The sequence below is a fragment of the Ottowia sp. SB7-C50 genome (assembly GCF_033110285.1).
In the GTDB taxonomy this organism is placed as follows: Bacteria; Pseudomonadota; Gammaproteobacteria; order Burkholderiales; family Burkholderiaceae_C; genus Ottowia.
Genome location: NZ_CP136995.1, coordinates 54,365 through 71,915, shown reverse-complemented (window position 1 = coordinate 71,915; position 17,551 = coordinate 54,365). Strand labels below are relative to the sequence as shown.

17 protein-coding genes are annotated in these 17,551 nt (G+C 67.9%); 8 read left to right on the top strand and 9 right to left on the bottom strand.

What is annotated here, in order from left to right:
* Positions 1 to 25: 25 nt before the first annotated feature.
* A complete protein-coding gene (locus tag R0D99_RS00340) occupies positions 26 to 730 on the top strand; it encodes a hypothetical protein (RefSeq protein ID WP_317749450.1) in 705 nt (234 codons plus the stop codon).
* A gap of 50 nt (positions 731 to 780) precedes the next feature.
* Here R0D99_RS00340 and R0D99_RS00335 read toward each other — a convergent pair whose 3' ends face one another.
* Both R0D99_RS00335 and R0D99_RS00330 read right to left on the bottom strand, forming a co-directional pair.
* Positions 781 to 1,809 carry a carbohydrate porin gene (locus tag R0D99_RS00335; RefSeq protein ID WP_317749449.1) on the bottom strand — a complete coding sequence of 343 codons (1,029 nt, stop codon included), beginning with the start codon at positions 1,807 to 1,809 and terminating at the stop codon, positions 781 to 783.
* 570 nt (positions 1,810 to 2,379) lie between these two features.
* Positions 2,380 to 3,591 (bottom strand): IPTL-CTERM sorting domain-containing protein, encoded by a 1,212-nt coding sequence (locus R0D99_RS00330; RefSeq protein ID WP_317749448.1) that lies wholly within the window; start codon positions 3,589 to 3,591, stop codon positions 2,380 to 2,382.
* 204 nt (positions 3,592 to 3,795) lie between these two features.
* Between R0D99_RS00330 and R0D99_RS00325 the strand changes: the two genes are divergently transcribed.
* From R0D99_RS00325 to fghA, 4 genes are all read left to right on the top strand, one after another.
* Positions 3,796 to 4,095 carry a metal-sensing transcriptional repressor gene (locus R0D99_RS00325; protein WP_317749447.1) on the top strand — a complete coding sequence of 100 codons (300 nt, stop codon included), beginning with the start codon at positions 3,796 to 3,798 and terminating at the stop codon, positions 4,093 to 4,095.
* An 18-nt stretch (positions 4,096 to 4,113) separates the two neighbouring features.
* Complete coding sequence (locus tag R0D99_RS00320) at positions 4,114 to 5,223, top strand: S-(hydroxymethyl)glutathione dehydrogenase/class III alcohol dehydrogenase (protein WP_317749446.1); 1,110 nt, start codon at positions 4,114 to 4,116, stop codon at positions 5,221 to 5,223.
* Positions 5,224 to 5,387: 164 nt separating this feature from the next.
* Complete coding sequence (gene gfa / locus R0D99_RS00315; protein WP_317749445.1) at positions 5,388 to 5,960, top strand: S-(hydroxymethyl)glutathione synthase; 573 nt, start codon at positions 5,388 to 5,390, stop codon at positions 5,958 to 5,960.
* A gap of 85 nt (positions 5,961 to 6,045) precedes the next feature.
* The gene (fghA, locus tag R0D99_RS00310) at positions 6,046 to 6,876 is read left to right on the top strand and encodes an S-formylglutathione hydrolase (protein WP_317749444.1); all 831 of its coding nucleotides are present in this window, start codon (positions 6,046 to 6,048) and stop codon (positions 6,874 to 6,876) included.
* A 4-nt stretch (positions 6,877 to 6,880) separates the two neighbouring features.
* Here the strand turns inward: fghA and R0D99_RS00305 are convergent, their stop codons facing one another.
* The 3 genes from R0D99_RS00305 to R0D99_RS00295 form a co-directional block, all read right to left on the bottom strand.
* The gene (locus tag R0D99_RS00305; protein ID WP_317749443.1) at positions 6,881 to 7,753 is read right to left on the bottom strand and encodes an alpha/beta hydrolase; all 873 of its coding nucleotides are present in this window, start codon (positions 7,751 to 7,753) and stop codon (positions 6,881 to 6,883) included.
* A 311-nt stretch (positions 7,754 to 8,064) separates the two neighbouring features.
* On the bottom strand, positions 8,065 to 9,189 hold the full coding sequence (locus R0D99_RS00300) for an alkene reductase (RefSeq protein ID WP_317749442.1): 1,125 nt from the start codon (positions 9,187 to 9,189) through the stop codon (positions 8,065 to 8,067).
* 110 nt (positions 9,190 to 9,299) lie between these two features.
* Complete coding sequence (locus R0D99_RS00295; protein ID WP_317749441.1) at positions 9,300 to 10,799, bottom strand: hypothetical protein; 1,500 nt, start codon at positions 10,797 to 10,799, stop codon at positions 9,300 to 9,302.
* A gap of 537 nt (positions 10,800 to 11,336) precedes the next feature.
* On the opposite strand from R0D99_RS00295, the gene R0D99_RS00290 reads away from it, so the two are divergent.
* Together R0D99_RS00290 and R0D99_RS00285 are read left to right on the top strand one after the other, a co-directional pair.
* Positions 11,337 to 12,563 carry a YbfB/YjiJ family MFS transporter gene (locus R0D99_RS00290; RefSeq protein ID WP_317749440.1) on the top strand — a complete coding sequence of 409 codons (1,227 nt, stop codon included), beginning with the start codon at positions 11,337 to 11,339 and terminating at the stop codon, positions 12,561 to 12,563.
* Between the two features lie 116 nt (positions 12,564 to 12,679).
* The gene (locus R0D99_RS00285) at positions 12,680 to 13,708 is read left to right on the top strand and encodes a TRAP transporter substrate-binding protein (protein WP_317749439.1); all 1,029 of its coding nucleotides are present in this window, start codon (positions 12,680 to 12,682) and stop codon (positions 13,706 to 13,708) included.
* Positions 13,709 to 13,747: 39 nt separating this feature from the next.
* Here the strand turns inward: R0D99_RS00285 and gstA are convergent, their stop codons facing one another.
* The 3 genes from gstA to R0D99_RS00270 form a co-directional block, all read right to left on the bottom strand.
* Positions 13,748 to 14,353 (bottom strand): glutathione transferase GstA, encoded by a 606-nt coding sequence (gstA, locus tag R0D99_RS00280; protein WP_317749438.1) that lies wholly within the window; start codon positions 14,351 to 14,353, stop codon positions 13,748 to 13,750.
* Positions 14,354 to 14,538: 185 nt separating this feature from the next.
* A complete protein-coding gene (locus tag R0D99_RS00275; protein WP_317749437.1) occupies positions 14,539 to 15,318 on the bottom strand; it encodes a class II aldolase/adducin family protein in 780 nt (259 codons plus the stop codon).
* A gap of 13 nt (positions 15,319 to 15,331) precedes the next feature.
* A complete protein-coding gene (locus tag R0D99_RS00270) occupies positions 15,332 to 15,637 on the bottom strand; it encodes a YkgJ family cysteine cluster protein (protein ID WP_317749436.1) in 306 nt (101 codons plus the stop codon).
* A 242-nt stretch (positions 15,638 to 15,879) separates the two neighbouring features.
* On the opposite strand from R0D99_RS00270, the gene R0D99_RS00265 reads away from it, so the two are divergent.
* Positions 15,880 to 16,065: a DUF1328 domain-containing protein gene (locus R0D99_RS00265; protein ID WP_317749435.1), complete on the top strand. Its 186-nt coding sequence runs from the start codon at positions 15,880 to 15,882 to the stop codon at positions 16,063 to 16,065.
* A gap of 129 nt (positions 16,066 to 16,194) precedes the next feature.
* Here R0D99_RS00265 and R0D99_RS00260 read toward each other — a convergent pair whose 3' ends face one another.
* The gene (locus R0D99_RS00260; RefSeq protein WP_317749434.1) at positions 16,195 to 17,508 is read right to left on the bottom strand and encodes a Glu/Leu/Phe/Val dehydrogenase; all 1,314 of its coding nucleotides are present in this window, start codon (positions 17,506 to 17,508) and stop codon (positions 16,195 to 16,197) included.
* Between the last annotated feature and the right edge of the window lie 43 nt (positions 17,509 to 17,551).

Sequence of the window (17,551 nt, the reverse complement as noted above, 5' to 3'; positions counted from 1 at the left end):
GCACGCAGCTATGAAATCAGGAGTAATGAGGGCCTGCCTGCTGCTCGCGTGGAGCGCCGCAGGCATCGCCACCCCGGCCCGTGCGGCCGACGAACCGGCCTTCAAGCTGACGCTGGGCGCCTACCGCTTCAGCACCGCCGGCTGGGGCGTGGACACCAACCTGCGCGCCAGCGGTGATTGGGGCAACGCGTGGATCGGCCACTTTCGCGCGGCGGGGCTGGACGTGGCGCAGACGCGGCTGGGCTGGGACCACAGCTTTGGCAGCGTGGTGCGCGTGCAGCCGTCCATCCAGTACGCCAGCGGCGGCTTCGTGGGCGGCAGCGTCAACGTCGAGGCCGGCCAGACCTGGGTGCTGGGCGCGGGGCTGGGGCGCACCAACCTGCGGCCGTACTACAACCTCAACTTCGACCCCAACGACGCGTGGACGCTGATGGCCGCCTGGCGCGCCGACGACGGCCGCAGCCTGACGGCCAGCTTCATCCGCGACAACCGGCAGAACCCCGACCAGCGCCACCTTCACCTGACCTGGCGCCAGCCGCTGGCGGAAGGCCACCGGCTGACGCTCGATGCATTGCTCAAGCGCGGCCGGGTGGACGGCCAGATGATCACGCGCGCCGGCTTCACCGCCACGCACGACTGGCCACGCTGGTTTGCGCGCCTGGCCTACGACCCGAAGACCAACTTCACGGCCGACGACCAGTGGCGATTGAGCGTCGGTGTGCGCTTTTGAATTGATAGCGACCTGCGCTCGTCTATCAAGCGCGTGGGCCAGAAAGATCTTCAAAAACTCGCATGCAACCGCAGCGCGTAGAAATTGACCGGCCCGCGGTCGGCGTTGTAGCCGGGGTGGCGGATGTGCTGCCAGTTCAGCGCCATGTCCAGGTGCTTGTGCAGGCGCAGGTGGTAGAACAGTTCCAGCACCTGCTCGGGCCGGTAGTTGAGTTTGCCGTCGCCCAGGAAGAAGCCCATGCCGCCCGCGGCCAGGTACTGCCGGTGCGCGCGCGACAGGCTGTTGCGCGCCCAGCCGATGCCCAGCGTGTCGCTGGGGCGCTGCCACGCGCCGCCCTGCACCAGTGCGCCGGCCGAGACGGAGCGGTCGATTTCGGTGAAGGCATAGGTCTCTGTGCCGCCGTCGGCCCAGCTGGCGCGCGCAAACAGGCCCACGTGGGCGCTCACCGCCTGCTCGACGTTGAGGCCGAAGCCGTACTTGACCTGCGCCCCGCCGCGCGCCGCGTCCAGGCTGGGCACGCCGCCGGTGCGCGCGGCCAGCGCCAGCGCGTCGTCGTAGCGCGTCATCACCGCGCGGTTGCGAAACGCCAGCAGGCGCACGCGGCCCGGGCGCTCGTCGCCCAGCAGCGTGTGGCCGCGCTCCAGCTCGATCTGGTCGCCATAGTGCTGCAGCACGCGCAGGTCCAGCGATTGCTGGTTGGGCTGCACCGGCTGGATGAAGCGGCCCGCGCGCAGCGCCCAGTCGCCCCAGTAGCGCTCCAGCGCCACGCCCCAGCTGTAGCCGCGCGCGTCGGCGGCGAAGTCGTAGGCGCCGTGCGTCAGCAGCGACCAGTTGAGGAACTGCGTGCGTGGGTCGTGGTTGTAGGCGTTGTTGTCGAAGATGTCGGTCACCGACAGGTTGCCGGCGGTCAGCACCCAACGGTCCTTGTCCACCGCGCCGCCCAACTGGTTGGGGCCGGATTCGCGCACCTCGCGCCCGCCACCCGTGCCCCAGGTCTGGCGCACGAACAGCCGCGCCCGGTACAGCCGCAGGTGCGGCCCCGACGAGCGCGCCATCTCGCCGTTGGTAAAGCCCCCCACGGCCGTTCAACCCCGACAGCGGCTGTCCGCGGGCGAGCTCGGGGTTGAAGTACACCTCGCCGCCCGCCCACGGCCGCCAGCCGGCGAAGACGCTGGCGGTGACCGAATAACTGGCCTCGCGCTCGCCCTTCAGGCTGTGCGGCCCCGCGTAAGGCGATGGGAATGACGGCTTGAACTGGCGGATATAGGTGGCCTGGCCGTGCAGGTTCGATTCTTCGTCGGGCGCAACATCGGTGCCGGCGTCGGCGGCGAGTGCCGAGCCGCCCACGAGCCATGCGGCCGCGAAGAAAGCGGTCATCCGGCGAGCACGCAGGGAAAAACGGGGCGGCATGACGGGTGATGCACAACAGCGCCCGGCAACAAAAAAGCGCCAAGCTTGCCGGGGGGTGATTCAGCAGATGGCGTTTATACGCCACGCGAATGACATCGCCGTGTCATCTGCCGCCGCAGGCTTGTGAGCGGTCTTTGGTCGCGCGGGGCGACTGCGGTCAGTGCGTTGCACCTGCAAGCGGTGCAAACAAAACAGCCTGGCAGGACGGCCTGCCAGGCTGTCGTGGAGGCAACGCAGCGTCAGGCCTTGCGGCGGCGACGGCGCACCATGGCACTTGCGCCCAGTGCTGCGGCGAGGGCAGCCAGACCGAATTCAGACAGCGTCGGCACTGAAACCGGCGTGCGAGGTTCGGTCGGCGTCGGCGTTGCCACCGACTTGTCCTGGATTGTCACGGTGGCCGACGAGGGTGTGCCCAGCACGTACCCAGTCCCTTCCGCCAGGGCCAGGGTCACCACGGCGTCGCCGTCGCCCACGGCGGTATTGGCGACAGATGTGATGGTGCATGTGGCGGTGGTCTGGCCTTCGGCGATGGTGATCGGCGATGCACAGGTCGTCGTGAAGCGTGCGTCAGCGGTGGGAGGCGTGAGGGTGACCGGCAGGCCGCCCGCGGACGCCGCAGCCGTCAACGTCACCGTGCACGTGGACACTTCGGCCGTGGCGTCGGACAGCGTGGGCGGCGCGCAGGCTACCGTGGCCTGCGGCGGCAGCTCGAAATTGGCGTTGAGCACTTCCTGGCCGTTCATGGTCAGCACGACGTTGTCGACCGCGCCTTTGAAGAACTCGGTGGCCGTTCTTGCCCAACCTGATCCGATGCCGAACTCCAGTCCGATGACCAGGTCGCTGCCGAGCACGCCATCGCAATCGGTGGCCGCGGTGGCGGCCTTGCACGCGCCCAAGGTGGGGTACGAGTTGCCCGTGTTCCAGACCACGGACGCGTCGGTCACGGGCTGGGTCACCCAGGCGTTGGTGGCGACAGGCGCGACGGCCGGGTTGTAGGCCAGTTCGAAAATCAACCGGCGACGGATGGCGGGATCTGTCGCGTCCTGCAGGGTGATGCGCACGGAAGGATGGAAGTGGTCCGGTACGGTGCTGCTGCCGTCGCGGTACCAGTCGTAGCTCAGGGCCGTCAGCTGGCTGAGCGGGCCGAAGCCGGTGGGGGCCGAGCTGACGTATTTCCAGTCCGCCTTGTCCGGGCTCGGACTGCCCGTGCCGATGCCGTACAGATAGGCCGAACCGTTTCCGCTGCGCGGGTAGTCAGCCGTGATGCCGGTGGTGCCACCGCTGCGAACGTTGGTGCGATACCAGGCATCCGTCACGGCAGCATCGTTGGCGCCCGTGATCGTGCCCGCTGGCGTCGTCACGGTCGCTGCAGATGCGTGAAACCCGTGTCCCATGCCCCACACCAACGCCAGAGCCCATCCCGCCCACTTCATATCGCGGCCTCGTGTCATGCTGTAACCCCTATAAGTATGTTGGCCAAAATGTAGCCGAAAGTGGTAGGGGTGTTGCCAAGGGTTAACCCGTCGCGTGCTGGCTGTGATCCTTGCGCGCGGTGGCAGGCTCGTTTAGGTTGTGGGTGGCGAGTTGATTTACACGGATTGACCAGCAAACGCCGGGCGATTTAAACTCCCCCTTAGTATCAAGGCTCTAGCACCATGCCCCATTCCCCCGAAGACAAGAAACGCGCCATCACCCGTCTGCGCCGCATCCGTGGCCAGGCCGAGGCGCTGGAGCGCACCATTGCGGAAGGCGCCGACTGCGGCCCGGTGCTGCAGCAACTGGCGGCCATGCGTGGCGCGGTCAACGGGCTGATGGCCGACGTGCTGGAAGGGCATCTGTACGAAAGCTTCGGCCACGCGGATTGCGATGGCTCGGACGCGCCCGATTCCGAGCATGCGCGCGTGCACGCCGCCATCGACGAGACGGTGTCCATCGTCAAGACCTACCTGAAATAAGCCTCGAAAGGAGACCCCATGAAATCCCGCGCCGCCGTGGCCTTTGAAGCCGGCAAACCCCTGCAGATCGTCGAGATCGACGTGGCACCGCCCAAGGCCGGCGAGGTGCTGGTCCGCATCACCCACACCGGCGTCTGCCACACCGACGCCTTCACCCTGTCGGGCGACGATCCCGAGGGCATCTTCCCTGCCGTGCTGGGCCACGAAGGCGCTGGCATCGTGGTCGAAGTGGGCGAAGGCGTGACCAGCGTCAAGCCGGGCGACCACGTCATTCCGCTCTACACCGCCGAATGCGGCCAGTGCCTGTTCTGCAAGAGCGGCAAGACCAACCTGTGCACGGCGGTGCGCGCCACGCAGGGCAAGGGCGTCATGCCCGACGGCACCACGCGCTTTTCGTACAACGGGCAGCCGATCTACCACTACATGGGCTGCAGCACGTTCAGCGAATACACGGTGGTGGCCGAGGTGTCGCTGGCCAAGGTCAACCCCCAGGCCAACCCCGAGCAGGTGTGCCTGCTGGGCTGCGGCGTGACCACGGGCCTGGGTGCGGTCAAGAACACCGCCAAGGTGCAGCCGGGCGACAGCGTGGCGGTGTTTGGCCTGGGGGGTATCGGCCTGGCCGTGATCCAGGGCGCCAAGATGGCGCAAGCGGGCCGCATCATCGCCATCGACACCAACCCGGGCAAGTTCGATCTGGCCAAGACCTTTGGCGCCACCGACTGCGTCAACCCCAAGGACCACGACAAGCCGATCCAGCAGGTCATCGTCGACATGACGGGCTGGGGCGTGGACCACAGCTTCGAGTGCATCGGCAACGTGCAGGTCATGCGCGCCGCGCTGGAATGCGCGCACCGCGGCTGGGGCCAGAGCGTGATCATCGGCGTGGCCGGCGCGGGGCAGGAAATCAGCACGCGTCCGTTCCAGTTGGTGACCGGCCGCCGCTGGCTGGGCACGGCCTTTGGCGGCGTGAAGGGGCGCAGCGAACTGCCGGGCATGGTCGAGGACGCGATGGCGGGCAAGATTCAGCTGGAGCCCTTCGTCACCCACACCATGCCGCTGACCGACATCAACGAAGCGTTCGACCTGATGCACGCGGGCAAGTCGATTCGCAGCGTAGTTCATTACTGACCCCCTGTGGCGCTGGCGCGCCTTCCCCCTGAAGGGGGACGCAGCCAGCGGGCGGGCCAAGCCCTTCCGCGGCTGCCGCGCGTGGCCTGCTCCGCGGCCTTTTGAAGACACGAACGGAATTACGGTGCGCGGCCGATCCGCGCGGTTCGACGAGGAGACAAAAAATGGGCGTTTCGCTTCATCCCAGCATCGACAACGGCCTCAAGCCCGCCAAGGACGGCTTTGCCGGCGGCACGCTCAAGTGCCGCTGCGCCAGCGATCAGGTCGAAGTGCGCGTGGACAGCCAGGTGGCGCACAACCACGCCTGCGGCTGCACCAAGTGCTGGAAGCCCGCCGGCGCCCACCTGTCGGTGGTCGGTGTGGTGCCGCGCGACAAGGTCACGGTGACGGCGCACGGCGAGAAGCTGAAGGTGGTCGACGCGTCCGCCGCCATCCAGCGCCACGCCTGCAGCGCCTGCGGCACGCACATGTTCGGCCGCATCGAAAATACGGGCCACCCGTTCTACGGGCTGGACTTCATCCACACCGAACTGTCCAGCGATGACGGCTGGGCGCCGGCCGGCTTTGCCGCGTTCGTCTCGTCGTGCATCGAAGGCGGCACGCCCGCCAGCCAGATGGACAACGTGCGCGCCGGCCTGAAGGCCAAGGGGCTGGAAACCTACGACTGCCTGAACCCGCCGCTGATGGACGCCCTGGCCACCCACGCGGCCAAGGCCAAGGGCACTTACGTCGCCTGATTGTTCAGGTAAAAACCGGCTGCCAGCGCTTGATGTGCAAGCGCCGGCAGCTTCTTTTTTTATAGCTATCGAAAGGAGTCGATCCATGCAGCGCATCGAACACCACGCCAGTTTCGGCGGCCGCCAGGAAGTGTGGCAGCACGCCAGCCGCAGCACCGGCACCGACATGAAAGTCGGCGTCTACCTGCCGCCGAAAGCGCTGGCGGGCGAAAAGTGCCCGGTGGTGTACTGGCTGTCGGGCCTGACCTGCACCGAGCAGAACTTCATCACCAAGGCCGGCGCGCAACCCTTCGGCGCCGAGCACAACCTCATCATCGTCGCGCCCGACACCAGCCCGCGCGGCGAAGGCGTGGCCAACGACGACGCCTACGACCTGGGCCAGGGCGCGGGCTTTTACCTGAACGCCACGCAGCAGCCCTGGGCGCCGCATTTCCGCATGGAAGACTATGTGGTGCAAGAACTGCCCGCGCTGATCGAGCAGCACTTTCCCGCCACGCGGGCGCGCGGCATCTTTGGCCACAGCATGGGCGGCCACGGCGCACTGACGCTAGCGCTGCGCCACCCCGGCCGCTATCAAAGCGTGAGCGCGTTCTCCCCCATCGTCGCGCCCACCCAGGTGCCCTGGGGCCAGAAGGCGTTCAAGGCCTACCTGGGCGACGACGTGGCGGCGTGGAAGCCGCACGACACCGTGGAGCTGATCGCATCGGCCAAGGAGCGCTTGCCGCTGCTGGTCGATCAGGGCGAGGGCGACGAGTTTCTGGCGGGCCAGCTCAAGCCCGAGCTGCTCAAGGCCGCCTGCGAAAAAGCCGGCCACCCGCTCACGCTGCGCCTGCAGCCGGGCTACGATCACAGCTACTACTTCATCGCCAGCTTCATCGGCGACCACTTCGCGCACCACGCGAAGGCGCTGCGCTGACGCCTCAGCGCGCCAGCACGCTGCGCAGAAAGCCGCCCGTCACCGCCTGCACCGGCGGCAGCGTCAGCAGCGTGTGCGGCGCGCCGGGGATGAGGGCGATCACGGCGTTCTTGTGGTCCTTCAGCGCGTCGGCGCACGAGCCCTTGGCCTGCGCGTTGCCCAGCCAGGTGTTGCTGGGCGAGAAGAACGGGTCGACGCTGCTGATGACGTTGAGCACCGGCTTGTCGGGCTCAAAGGCGTTGCGCGGCTCGGTGACGAAGTAGTTCGGCTCGCAGCTCCAGGCAAACAGCAGGCGCGCGGCGAATTCCTTGCCCGTGTAGCGGGCGACAGGCACCGCGCCTTCGCTGGTGCCGGCCAGCACCAGGCGCGTGCGGTCGGCCCACGGCGCGGCCTGGATCGCCGCCAGCGCCGGCGCGATTTCGCTGGCACGCAGGGCGTGGATGCGCTCGTAGCTGGCCTTGTCGATGGGCGACTTGTAGGTCACGTGGTCGGGCAGCGCAAACGAGTCGGGCGCCACGCTGGCGATGCCCTGCGCGGCCAGCCACTGCTGCCAGTCGCCAATCGCTTTCAAGCCCAGCCCCGACGAGCCGTGCAGGAATAGAACCACCGGCACGGGCCCCTTGGTGGACGCGGGGATGGCGCTCCACTTTCCGGAGTAGACGGTGCCGCCCGTGGCCTGCGCGGGCAGCACCACGGCGGCGTTCTGCACGCTGGCGGCCAGCGACTGCGGCGTGTGCGCCCAGGCCGTGCCCTTGATTTCACCGACCGGCGCGGCGGCGGCCTTCGGTGCGGGCGTCGGCGCGGCGCAGCCGGCCACCAGGGCGGCCAGCGCCAGCGGCGCGAGGGTGAAAGCGGCAAAGCGGAGGATGCGGGTCATGGGCGGGCCTGGGTGGAATCAGCAAGCGACGATGAAACCGCAACGCGCGGAGTGTGGACAGTCGGAGATTCCCGGAGACAGCCGGAAACCGAAATCCCAATACCGGACGCAGAGGACGCAAAGGATTCGCAGAGGACGCAAAAGAAACAGCCAAAAGATTTTTTTGGTTTTTTCTGCGTGCTCTGCGAAATTTTTGCGTCCTCTGCGTCCGGCTGTTGAATCTGTACCTGGCAAACAGGTGATGCAGGGTCTATCAAAAAACGCTGCTAGCGCTTGCTGGACAAGGGCAAGCAGCTATCAAAACAGGAGCTTCAGTCGGCCAGCGCCGGGTAGTCGGTATAGCCCTTGGCGCCGCCGCCGTACATGGTGGCCTTGTCCAGCCCCTGGAACGGGCCGCCGCGGCGGATGCGTTCGGTCAGGTCGGGCATGCAGATGAAGGCCTTGCCGAAGGCGACCAGGTCGGCGCGGCCGCTTTCGATGGCGTCTTCGGCCAGCCGCGGGTCGTAGCCGTTGTTCACCATCCACGCGCCGCGCCCGCCGGCGTCGCGGTAGGCCTGCTTGGCCTTGGCGTAGTCGAACGGGCGGCCTTCGACCTCGCGCGGGCCGCCGGTGGCGCCTTCGATGACGTGCACGTAGGCCAGGCCCAGCGGCGCCAGCTGGCGCAGCAGGTAGTCGAACAGCGGCTGCGGGTCGGCGTCGACGATGTCGTTGGCGGGCGTGACGGGCGACAGGCGGATGCCCACGCGGTCGTGGCCCACGGCGTCGACCACGGCGCGCGTGACTTCCAGCATCAGCCGGGCGCGGTTCCTGATGCTGCCGCCGTAGTCGTCGGTGCGCTGGTTGGCGCCGGTTTTCAGAAACTGGTCCAGCAGGTAGCCGTTGGCGCCGTGGATTTCGACGCCGTCAAAGCCGGCCGACTTGACGGCGTTGCGCGCGGCGGCGGCGTAGTCGTGCACGATGGGCGGAATCTCATGCCGGTGCAGCGCGCGCGGCAGGCTGGTGGGCACGAAGTGGCCGCTGCCGTCCTTGTCGATGAGGTAGGTCTTGGTTTCGGCGCGGATGGGCGACGGCGCCACCGGGTCGGCGTTGTGCGGCTGCAGCAGGTGGTGCGACACGCGGCCCACGTGCCACAGCTGGCAGACGATCTTGCCGCCCTGCGCGTGCACGGCCTGGGTGACTTTCTTCCAGCCGTCGAGCTGCTCGGTGCCGTACAGGCCCGGCACGTCCGCATAGCCCTGAGCCTGCGGGCTGATGGCGGTGGCTTCGCTCACGATCAGGCCGGCGCCCGTCACCGGGTCGGCGCGCTGGGCGTAGTACTCGGCCATCAGCGCGGTGGGAATGCCTTCGGGCGCGCGGTTGCGCGTGAGCGGGGCCATGACGACGCGGTTGGCGACTTCGATGGCGCCGACGCGGGTGGATGAAAACAGAGTGGACATGGTGCAGAAACAAGCTAAAGCAGATGCCACACATTGTGCGCCAGGCGTCCTCGGCGGGTGCGGTCGCACCCGTGCTGGAGGACGGCAAAAAAAGCGCTTGTTGACGGCAATCAGCTGCGGCGCTGGCGCCGCAGCGCGCCGGTGGCGGCCAGCAGGCCCAACAGCCCCAGCAAGCTCCAGGGGCCGAGTGCCGGCACGGCGGTGACGGCGGGCGTGAGGGTCACGGTCGTGCGCGTGCAATGGGCGGGCACGAGGCGATCGCACAGTTCGTAGCTCAGCACCTGCGGCGTGGCGGGCGCGGATGGGGCGACGTTGACCGCGCCGGTCTGCGGATCGAGCGTGAAGCCAGCCGGCCAACTGCCGACCGGGCTCACCGTGGCGTTGCCGCCAGTGCCGAGCGCGGCTGGCGCGCCGTTGACGAAGTCGTTGGCGGTCACGTTGACCACCGGTGTGCTGGCCTGGTTGGGTTGGAATATGCCCTTGTCCGGCTGGGGATAGACGGCGGCGAAGGACAGCGCGCGCGTCAGCGTGGCCGTGTTGCTGGCGGCCGTGGCGCCGAGGGTGACCACGGCATCGGCCGGCGCCGCGCCCCAGGCGTAGGGTGCGGGCGCGTCGGGGTAGCCGACGGCCTTGACGGTGCATTGGGCGCCTATGGGGATGTTGGAAAACACCACCTGGCCAGGCGTGCTGGCGGAGGCGGTGGTCGGCTGCGGCGGCTGCGGGCTGAGCATGCCGCTGATGTCCACCTTCGCATCGCCCACGGTGCAGGTGGCGCCGACGGGCACTGCGGCGCTGAAGCCGGCCGGCCCGCCGGTGATGGTGGTGTTGACGGTCAGCGTGGTGGCCTGCGGCGCGGCGAAGAAGAACGCGGTGCCGCCGCTGCCGCCGATGGTTGGGCCCACCAGATGGATGGAGCAGATGTGGGGCGCATTCATCAGCAGCCCGATGCTGACGTTGGGCACGCCCGACGGCGACTGGGACTGGAATTTCCACGCGGGTGTGCTGCCGCCGACGTATTGCGAGCTGGCAATGGGCGCAGTGGTGGAGGTGTAGAGCGACGACAGCACCAGCGTGTCGAACGCCACCGGATCCACCACATTGCCCTGGCAGTCCTTGAAGGTCAGCAGCGCGCTCTCCACGGCGTCCATGTCCTGGAACGCCATCAGCGTGCCCGGCACGAACGGGCGGTCGGCCACGATGTCGTAGGTGCCCTTGTTGTAGTTGACCGACCCCGGCTGGCCGGTGGTGTTGTTGCCGCTGGGGATGTAGCTGCCCCAGTACCAGTTGCAGATCTGCCACTGGTTGTCGGCGGGCGGCGTGGCCGGGGTCAGCGCCGTCACCTGATAGTTCAATGGGCCGAGCGTTCCTTTGATCACGGTGCCGGTCGGCAGGTCTTGTGGACCCGAGAAGCAGTTGTAGCCGCCACCTGCGGGGTCAATATTGAGCAAGCCCGGGTCGGGCAGGATGTTGCTGAGCGACCAGCCGTTGAAATACTGGCCGTTTTGGGTCAGCGAAATCGTGGCGGCGTTGGCGGTGCCGAGGGTGGCCAGGCCAAGGGTCACGGCCAGGGCGATGGCGCGGGTTTGATGGGGCAGGGTGTGCGTTTTCATGGGCTTTCGGTGCATTTTGGGTCAACGAGGCCGGCCAATGGGGCGCAGAGTGCCGATCAGCCGAATGCAACAGGGCTGGGTGGACAAATGACCGAGCCACCCTTCGGATGCGCCAACTGGCGCGACCTCATCGGTCGGTCGGTGGATGTGTGGGTAGCGCGCTTGAGGCGATGGCGCTGCGGCTTGCTGGAGGTGGCCAAGGCGACCGCCAATGCCAAGGGTGGGCGATCGAGCCATCGGACCGCAGCCACACCGCGCGCGATGGCGGGTTGGCGATCCGTCGGCGGAGGGGCAACGCACGGGGGTTGGCACAGGACAAGCCCGGAGCCGAGGCGTGCGCCATGCCATGCAGCGGGCGACCCGGTTCGGCGAATCTGCCAAACTGCAGTTGCACGTGGGCACACGAATTAAACGTACCTTAAACGTACCTTTTCGAATGAACGAGCGCATGTTCTGCTTTCGCTTCCCTGTCGCCTTAATTTTCCGCTTTTTGGCGGGAATTGAATACCAAACGCTTAAGATTTCTCAGAAATTTCCATGTCGTCCACCGCGCCCTTTTCGACCAAACGCCTGCTGTGGCTGGCGCTGGCCTTGTCGCTCGGCGCCGCCGTGTCGCTGGGCATCACGCGCTTTGCCTATGGGCTGCTGCTGCCGGTGATGCGGGACGACCTGGGCTGGAGCTACACGCTGGCCGGGGCCATGAACACGGCCAACGCGGCCGGCTACCTGATCGGCGCGCTGAGCACGCCGGCGCTGCTGCGGCGCCTGGGCGTGGCGCGCGTGTTGCTGGGCGGGGCGCTGGCGGCCAGCGTGTTCATGGGCGCGTGCGGCTTTCTGACCGACGCTGGCGCGCTGCTGGTGCAGCGGCTGCTGGCGGGGGTGGCCAGCGCGTGGGTGTTTGTGGCGGGCGGGCTGTTGGCGGCGCGGCTGGGCGCGCAGTCGCCGGCGCAGGCGGGCCTGCTGCTGGGGCTGTACTACGGCGGCACGGGCTGGGGCATCGTGCTGTCGGCGCTGGCGGTGCCGGCGCTGCTGCAGGCGGCGGCGAACGTGCCGCACGGCTGGGCCTGGGCGTGGTGGGCGCTGGCCCTGGCCTGCCTTGCGGCGACGGCGGTGCTGGCGCGGCCGGCGCTGACGCTGCAAAAACAGGAGCTGTCTGCGCAGTCTGGGCAAGCGCCAGCAGCCCAAAACGTTCGTCAACGGGTGCCGCTGGCGCGCATGGGCTGGGCGCTGGCGGGTTACCTGATGTTTGGCGTGGGCTACATCGGCTACATGACGTTCGTGATTGCGCTGCTGCGCGAGCAGGGCGAGGGCGCGGCGGCCATCACCACCTTCTACACGCTGCTGGGGCTGGCGGTGGTGGCGTCGGCGCGCATCTGGTCGCGCCTGCTGGACCGCGCGCGCGGCGGCGGCGCGCTGGCGCTGCTGAACGCGCTGCTGGGCGTGGCCACGCTGGTGCCGGCGCTGACGGGCGCCTGGCCGCTGGTGCTGGCGTCGGGCCTGCTGTTTGGCGCGGTGTTCCTGTCGGTGGTGGCGTCGACCACCGCCTTCGTGCGGCACAACCTGCCGCCGGTGCAGTGGGCGGCGGGCATCAGCGCGTTCACCATCGTGTTTGCGGCGGGGCAGATCGTCGGCCCCACCGTGGTCGGCTGGATCGCCGACGGCCCGGGCGGGCTGGCGCGCGGGCTGCTGTATTCGGCGGCGGCGCTGTGGCTGGGCGCATTGCTGGCGTGGCGGCAGCGGCCGCTGGCGGGCGGCGACGATTGAAGGGGCGCCTGGGCACCCGCGCGGCAGCGTACTTGCGTAGTAGCGTTTGACGGCGGTGCACCGAAAAGCGTGCAACTGGCTGTAGCATATGCAACAAACTACGTACCCAAAGCTTCATGTCCGCGCCCACTTCATCTGCTCTGTGTCCACAGGTCAACCGGCGGCGCGCCTTGCGCCTGGGGCTGGCCGGCGCGCTGCTGTCGCTGTCCGCCCTGCCGGCGGCGCAGGCCCAGACCGCCTGGACGCTGGCGCCTGGCTACGCGGCCAACGTGTTCATGACGCAGCATCTGGCGCAGTTTGCCGCCGACCTGACCAAGGCCAGCCAGGGCAAGCTGGCGGTGAAGGTGGGCGAGCTGGGCCAGCCGTTCGCCATGGCCGACATCCGAAAGGCGGTGGGCGACGGCAAGGTCGAAGGCGGCAACGTGCTGGGCAGCGCGCTGTCAAAGGAGTTTCCGGTGGCGGGCGTGGACAGCGTGCCGTTCATGGTCGGCTCGCACGCCGACGCGCGGCGGCTGTGGAAGCACCAACGCGCGATGCTGGACGAGCAGATGGCCGAAAAAGGCCTGAAGCTGCTGTTTGCCGTGCCGTGGCCGGCGCAGGGGCTGTATTCGGTGCAGCCGATCCGCGGCATCGAGGACATGCGCGGCATGAAGATGCGCACCTACAACCCCACCACCGTGCGCATTGCCGAACTGATGGGCGCCACGCCGGTCGACCTGCCGGTGGGCCCGCCGCTGGTGAAGGCGCTGGCCGACGGCAACATCGATTCGATGATCACCTCCAGCGCCACCGGCGTGGACATGAAGGTGTGGCAGCGCTTCAAGTACTTTTATGAAGTGCGCGCGTGGTTCCCCAAGAACCTGACCTTCGTCAGCACCAAGGCCTTCAACGCGCTGGACGAGGCAACGAAAAAGGCCGTGCTGGGCGCCGCGCAGGCCGCCGAAGACAGCGGCTGGCAGTTGAGCGAGAAGGTGTCGGCCGACGCCATGGCCGAACTGCAGCGCAACCAGATCCAGGTCAACCCGACGCCGCTGCACCTGGCGCCGTACCTGAAGCGCTTTGGCGAGCGCTTCACGCGCGAATGGATCGGCACCGTCGGCCACCAGGCCAACCGGCTGTTCATCCCTTACTACGCGGGTCAATAAAACGCCCGGTGGCCGGCGCCGGCCACCGGGCACGCGGCTTTACAGCAGGCCCTCGTGCTTGATCGCCGCCTGCACCGCCGGGCGGGCCGCCACGCGGCCGCGGTAGGCCACCAGGTTGGGGTAGGGCGACAGGTCGATGCCCATCGGCTTGGCCCAGTTGGTGACGACAAACAGGTAGCCGTCGGCCACCGTGAAGTCGTCGCCCATCAGGTAGGTCTTGCCGGCCAGCTCGCCTTCCAGCCACTTCAGGCGGCCCAGCAGGCGTTCCTTGCTGAGCGCCTTGGCCTCGTCGGGCATGGCGGGGTTGAACAGCGGCGAAAAGCCCTTGTGCAATTCGGTGCCGATGAAGTTCAGCCAGCTCTGCAACTGATAGCGCGCCAGGGTGCCGTTGGGCGGGGCCAGCTTCTTGTCGGGCACCTGGTCGGCGATGTACTGCACGATGGCCGGGCCTTCGCGCAGCGCGGTGCCGTCGTCCAGCACCAGATAGGGCACGTAGCCCAGCGGGTTGACCTGGTAGTAGTCCGAGCCGTCGGGCAGCTTGTGCGTCTTGGTCGGCGCCGCAATGGCTTCGTGCGCCAGGCCGGATTCGTGCAGTGCGATGTGCGGCGACAGCGAGCAGGCGCCGGGGGAGTAGTAGAGCTTCATGGGGAGGCTTTGGTGGTGGAGGTGAATCAAATGGGCCGGCAGCGCGCAACAGGACGCGGCAGTTAGCTATCAAAATCATAGCTCAATGCGCCATCCTGCAGACGTTGGCGGCCGTGTCATGGGGTCCGAATCGCTGGCCCGCGCAACGCGCAGCGTATCAAAATCCACCCGCGTGGTGCGCGCGCTCAGTCCTGGTACGACGGATCCAGCCTATCCAGCCGGCGCAGCATGGTCGGCCAGACGAAGGCGCCGCCCAGGCCGCCGGTCTGCACGCGCATGGCTTCTGCGACGCCATGCAGGATGGCGGGGTTGACGGGGGTGAGCGAGTCCATGCCCTGCTGGCCGGCCAGCGCGTCGACCTGGATGCGGCAGGCGCTCTCAAACGTGTACATGGCCAGGAAGGCGTCGGCAATGGTGGCGCCGCAGGTCAGCAGGCCGTGGTTGCGCAGCATGAGGAAGTTGGCCCGCCCCAGGTCGGACTGCAGGCGCGGGCCTTCGTCGGGGCGGAAGGCGACGCCTTCGTAGTCGTGGTAGGCCAGCGAGGCCAGCACGAAGGTGCTTTGCTGGCTGATGGGCAGCACGCCGGCCTTTTGGGCGCTGACGGCGACGCCGGCGCGGGTGTGGGTGTGCAGCACGCAGGTGACGTCGGGCCGCGCGGCGTGCACGGCGCTGTGGATGTTGAAGCCGGCCGGGTTGACGGGGAAGGGCGTGTCGTGCAGCTTGTTGCACGCCATGTCGACCTTGACCAGGCTGGAGGCGGTGATTTCGTCGAACAGCAGGCCGTAGGGGTTGATGAGGAAGTGCTCCTCGCCGCCGGTGACGCTGGCGGGCAGCTTGGCGCTGATGTGGGTGAAGACGAGGTCGCTCATGCCGTACAGCGCCACCAGGCGGTAGCAGGCGGCCAGGTCGCGGCGCAGCTGCCATTCTTCGGGCGTGACGAGGGCTTTCATGGACGGGATCTGCATGGGGCCTCCTGCTTCAGATGGGTGTCGGCAGCTTACGCGGGGCGGTGGCGACTTCGAGTCGCGTGAGGTACAGGCGCGCATGGGCGCCGCCGTCGTCGGCGGGGCCGCACATGTCGGCCGAGGGCTGCAATCGCCCGCAGACGGCAGGGCGCGTGGGCTGGCCGAACAGGCGGCAGCGCAGGGCTTCGTCCAGCTGCACGCAGGGCACGCCTGCCGGCTTGCCGAGCGGCATGCCGGGAATGGGCGAGCTGATGGACGGCGCGATGCAGCAGGCGGCGCAGCCGGGGCGGCAGGCGGGCGGGGCGGAATCTTGGATCAAATCAGGCTCTGGCGCTTGCCCATATTGTGTAGGCAGCTATATAAAAAATAGCAATCGGCGCAGGTTCCGGCGCGGGGCGTTCCCCCTTTCCTACGCGGGCGTGGTGCGTGGGGCGGACACGCGCGGCGCGGGGCGGCGACGATCATTGCGTTGTGCGTGGGACGCCTGCCCGTCTTTCGAGGAAGGCGGCAAGGGCGGCAGGCGCCCCGATCCATTTTTTCAACTTTTCGAGGAGTTTCATCATGCTGAAGTGGGCCATTATTTTTGCCGTGATCGCGTTGATTGCCGGCTTCCTGGGCTTTGGTGGCGTGGCCGCCGGTGCCGCGGGCATCGCCAAGGTGCTGTTCGTGCTGTTCCTGGTGGTGGCTGCGGTCATGCTGGTGCTGGCGCTGATGGGCGGCAAGGCGGTGGGCCGGGCGGTCAAGTAAGCGTCTGAAGGGTCAGTGGGCGGTTCGCCCAATGACCTGACCCCGCCGTCATTCCCGCCTGCGTGGGAATGACGGTGGAAAAAGGCCGCGTCCGGTCCGGACAGCGGCCTTTTTCATTTTCACGCCGGGTCAGGGGTACAGGCCCCGCAAGTCGCGCGCCGTCAGGATGCGCGTGCACGCCACGATGAAAGTGGCTGTGCGCAGGCTCACTTTATGCTGCTGCGCGGTCTGCCACACGCCGTCAAACGCTTCCTTCATGATGCGGATGAGGCGCTGGTTGATCTCGTCCTCGCTCCAGAAGAAGCTGGAGAAATCCTGCACCCATTCAAAGTAGCTCACTGTCACGCCGCCGGCGTTGGCGATGACGTCGGGCACCACCAGCACACCGCGCTCTTGCAGGATGTCGTCGGCCTCGGGCGTGGTGGGGCCGTTGGCGCCTTCGATCACCATCCTGGCCTTGATCTTGCCGGCGTTGGCCTTGGTGATCTGGCCTTCCAGCGCGGCGGGGATCAGGATGTCGCACTTGGTTGACCAGAATTCGCCGTCCTTCAATGCTTCGCCGCCCTTGAAACCGGCCACGCCGCCCGTCTTGGCGACGTGGTCCAGCAGCTTGGGCACGTTCAGGCCCTTGTCGTTGGCCACGCCGCCGGTGTGGTCCTGCACCGCCACCACCAGCGCGCCGGCCTCGGCAAACAGCTTGCCGGCGATGCCGCCCACGTTGCCAAAGCCCTGCACCGCCACGCGCGCGCCCTCGATAGGCAGCCCGATGTGCTTGGCAGCCTCGCAACCCACGGTGAACACGCCGCGGCCGGTGGCCTCGCGCCGGCCCAATGAGCCGCCCAGCGTGATGGGCTTGCCGGTGACCACGCCGGTGGCGGTGGCGCCTTCGTTCATGGAATAGGTGTCCATCATCCAGGCCATCACCTTTTCGTTGGTGTTGACGTCGGGCGCGGGAATGTCCTTGGTGGGCCCGATGATGATGCCGATCTCGCTGGTGTAGCGGCGCGTCATGCGTTCCAGTTCGGCCGTGGACAGGGTGCGCGGATCGACGCGGATGCCGCCCTTGGCGCCGCCGTAGGGCACGTTGACGGCGGCGTTCTTGATCGACATCCACGCGGCCAGCGCCATCACCTCCGACAGCGTCACCGCCTGGTGAAAGCGCACGCCGCCCTTGCCGGGGCCGCGCGACGTGTTGTGCTGCACACGGTAGCCCTCGAAGTGCGCGATGGTGCCGTTGTCCAGCTCGATCGGCACGTCGACGATCAGTGAGCGCTTGGGGCGCTTGAGCGTTTCGACCCAGCGCGCCAGCGGGCCCAGGTAGGGCGTGACGCGATCGACCTGCTGGAGGTAGGTGCCCCACGGGCCGAGGTGGTTGGGGTCCAGGTACGAGGGCAGGGCGTGGCTGGGCGCGACGGCGGGCGCCGCGGGGGCTCGGGTGGCCATGTTTTGTCTCCTTGGTGTTGCGTGCCCATGGTGCCAGCATTCG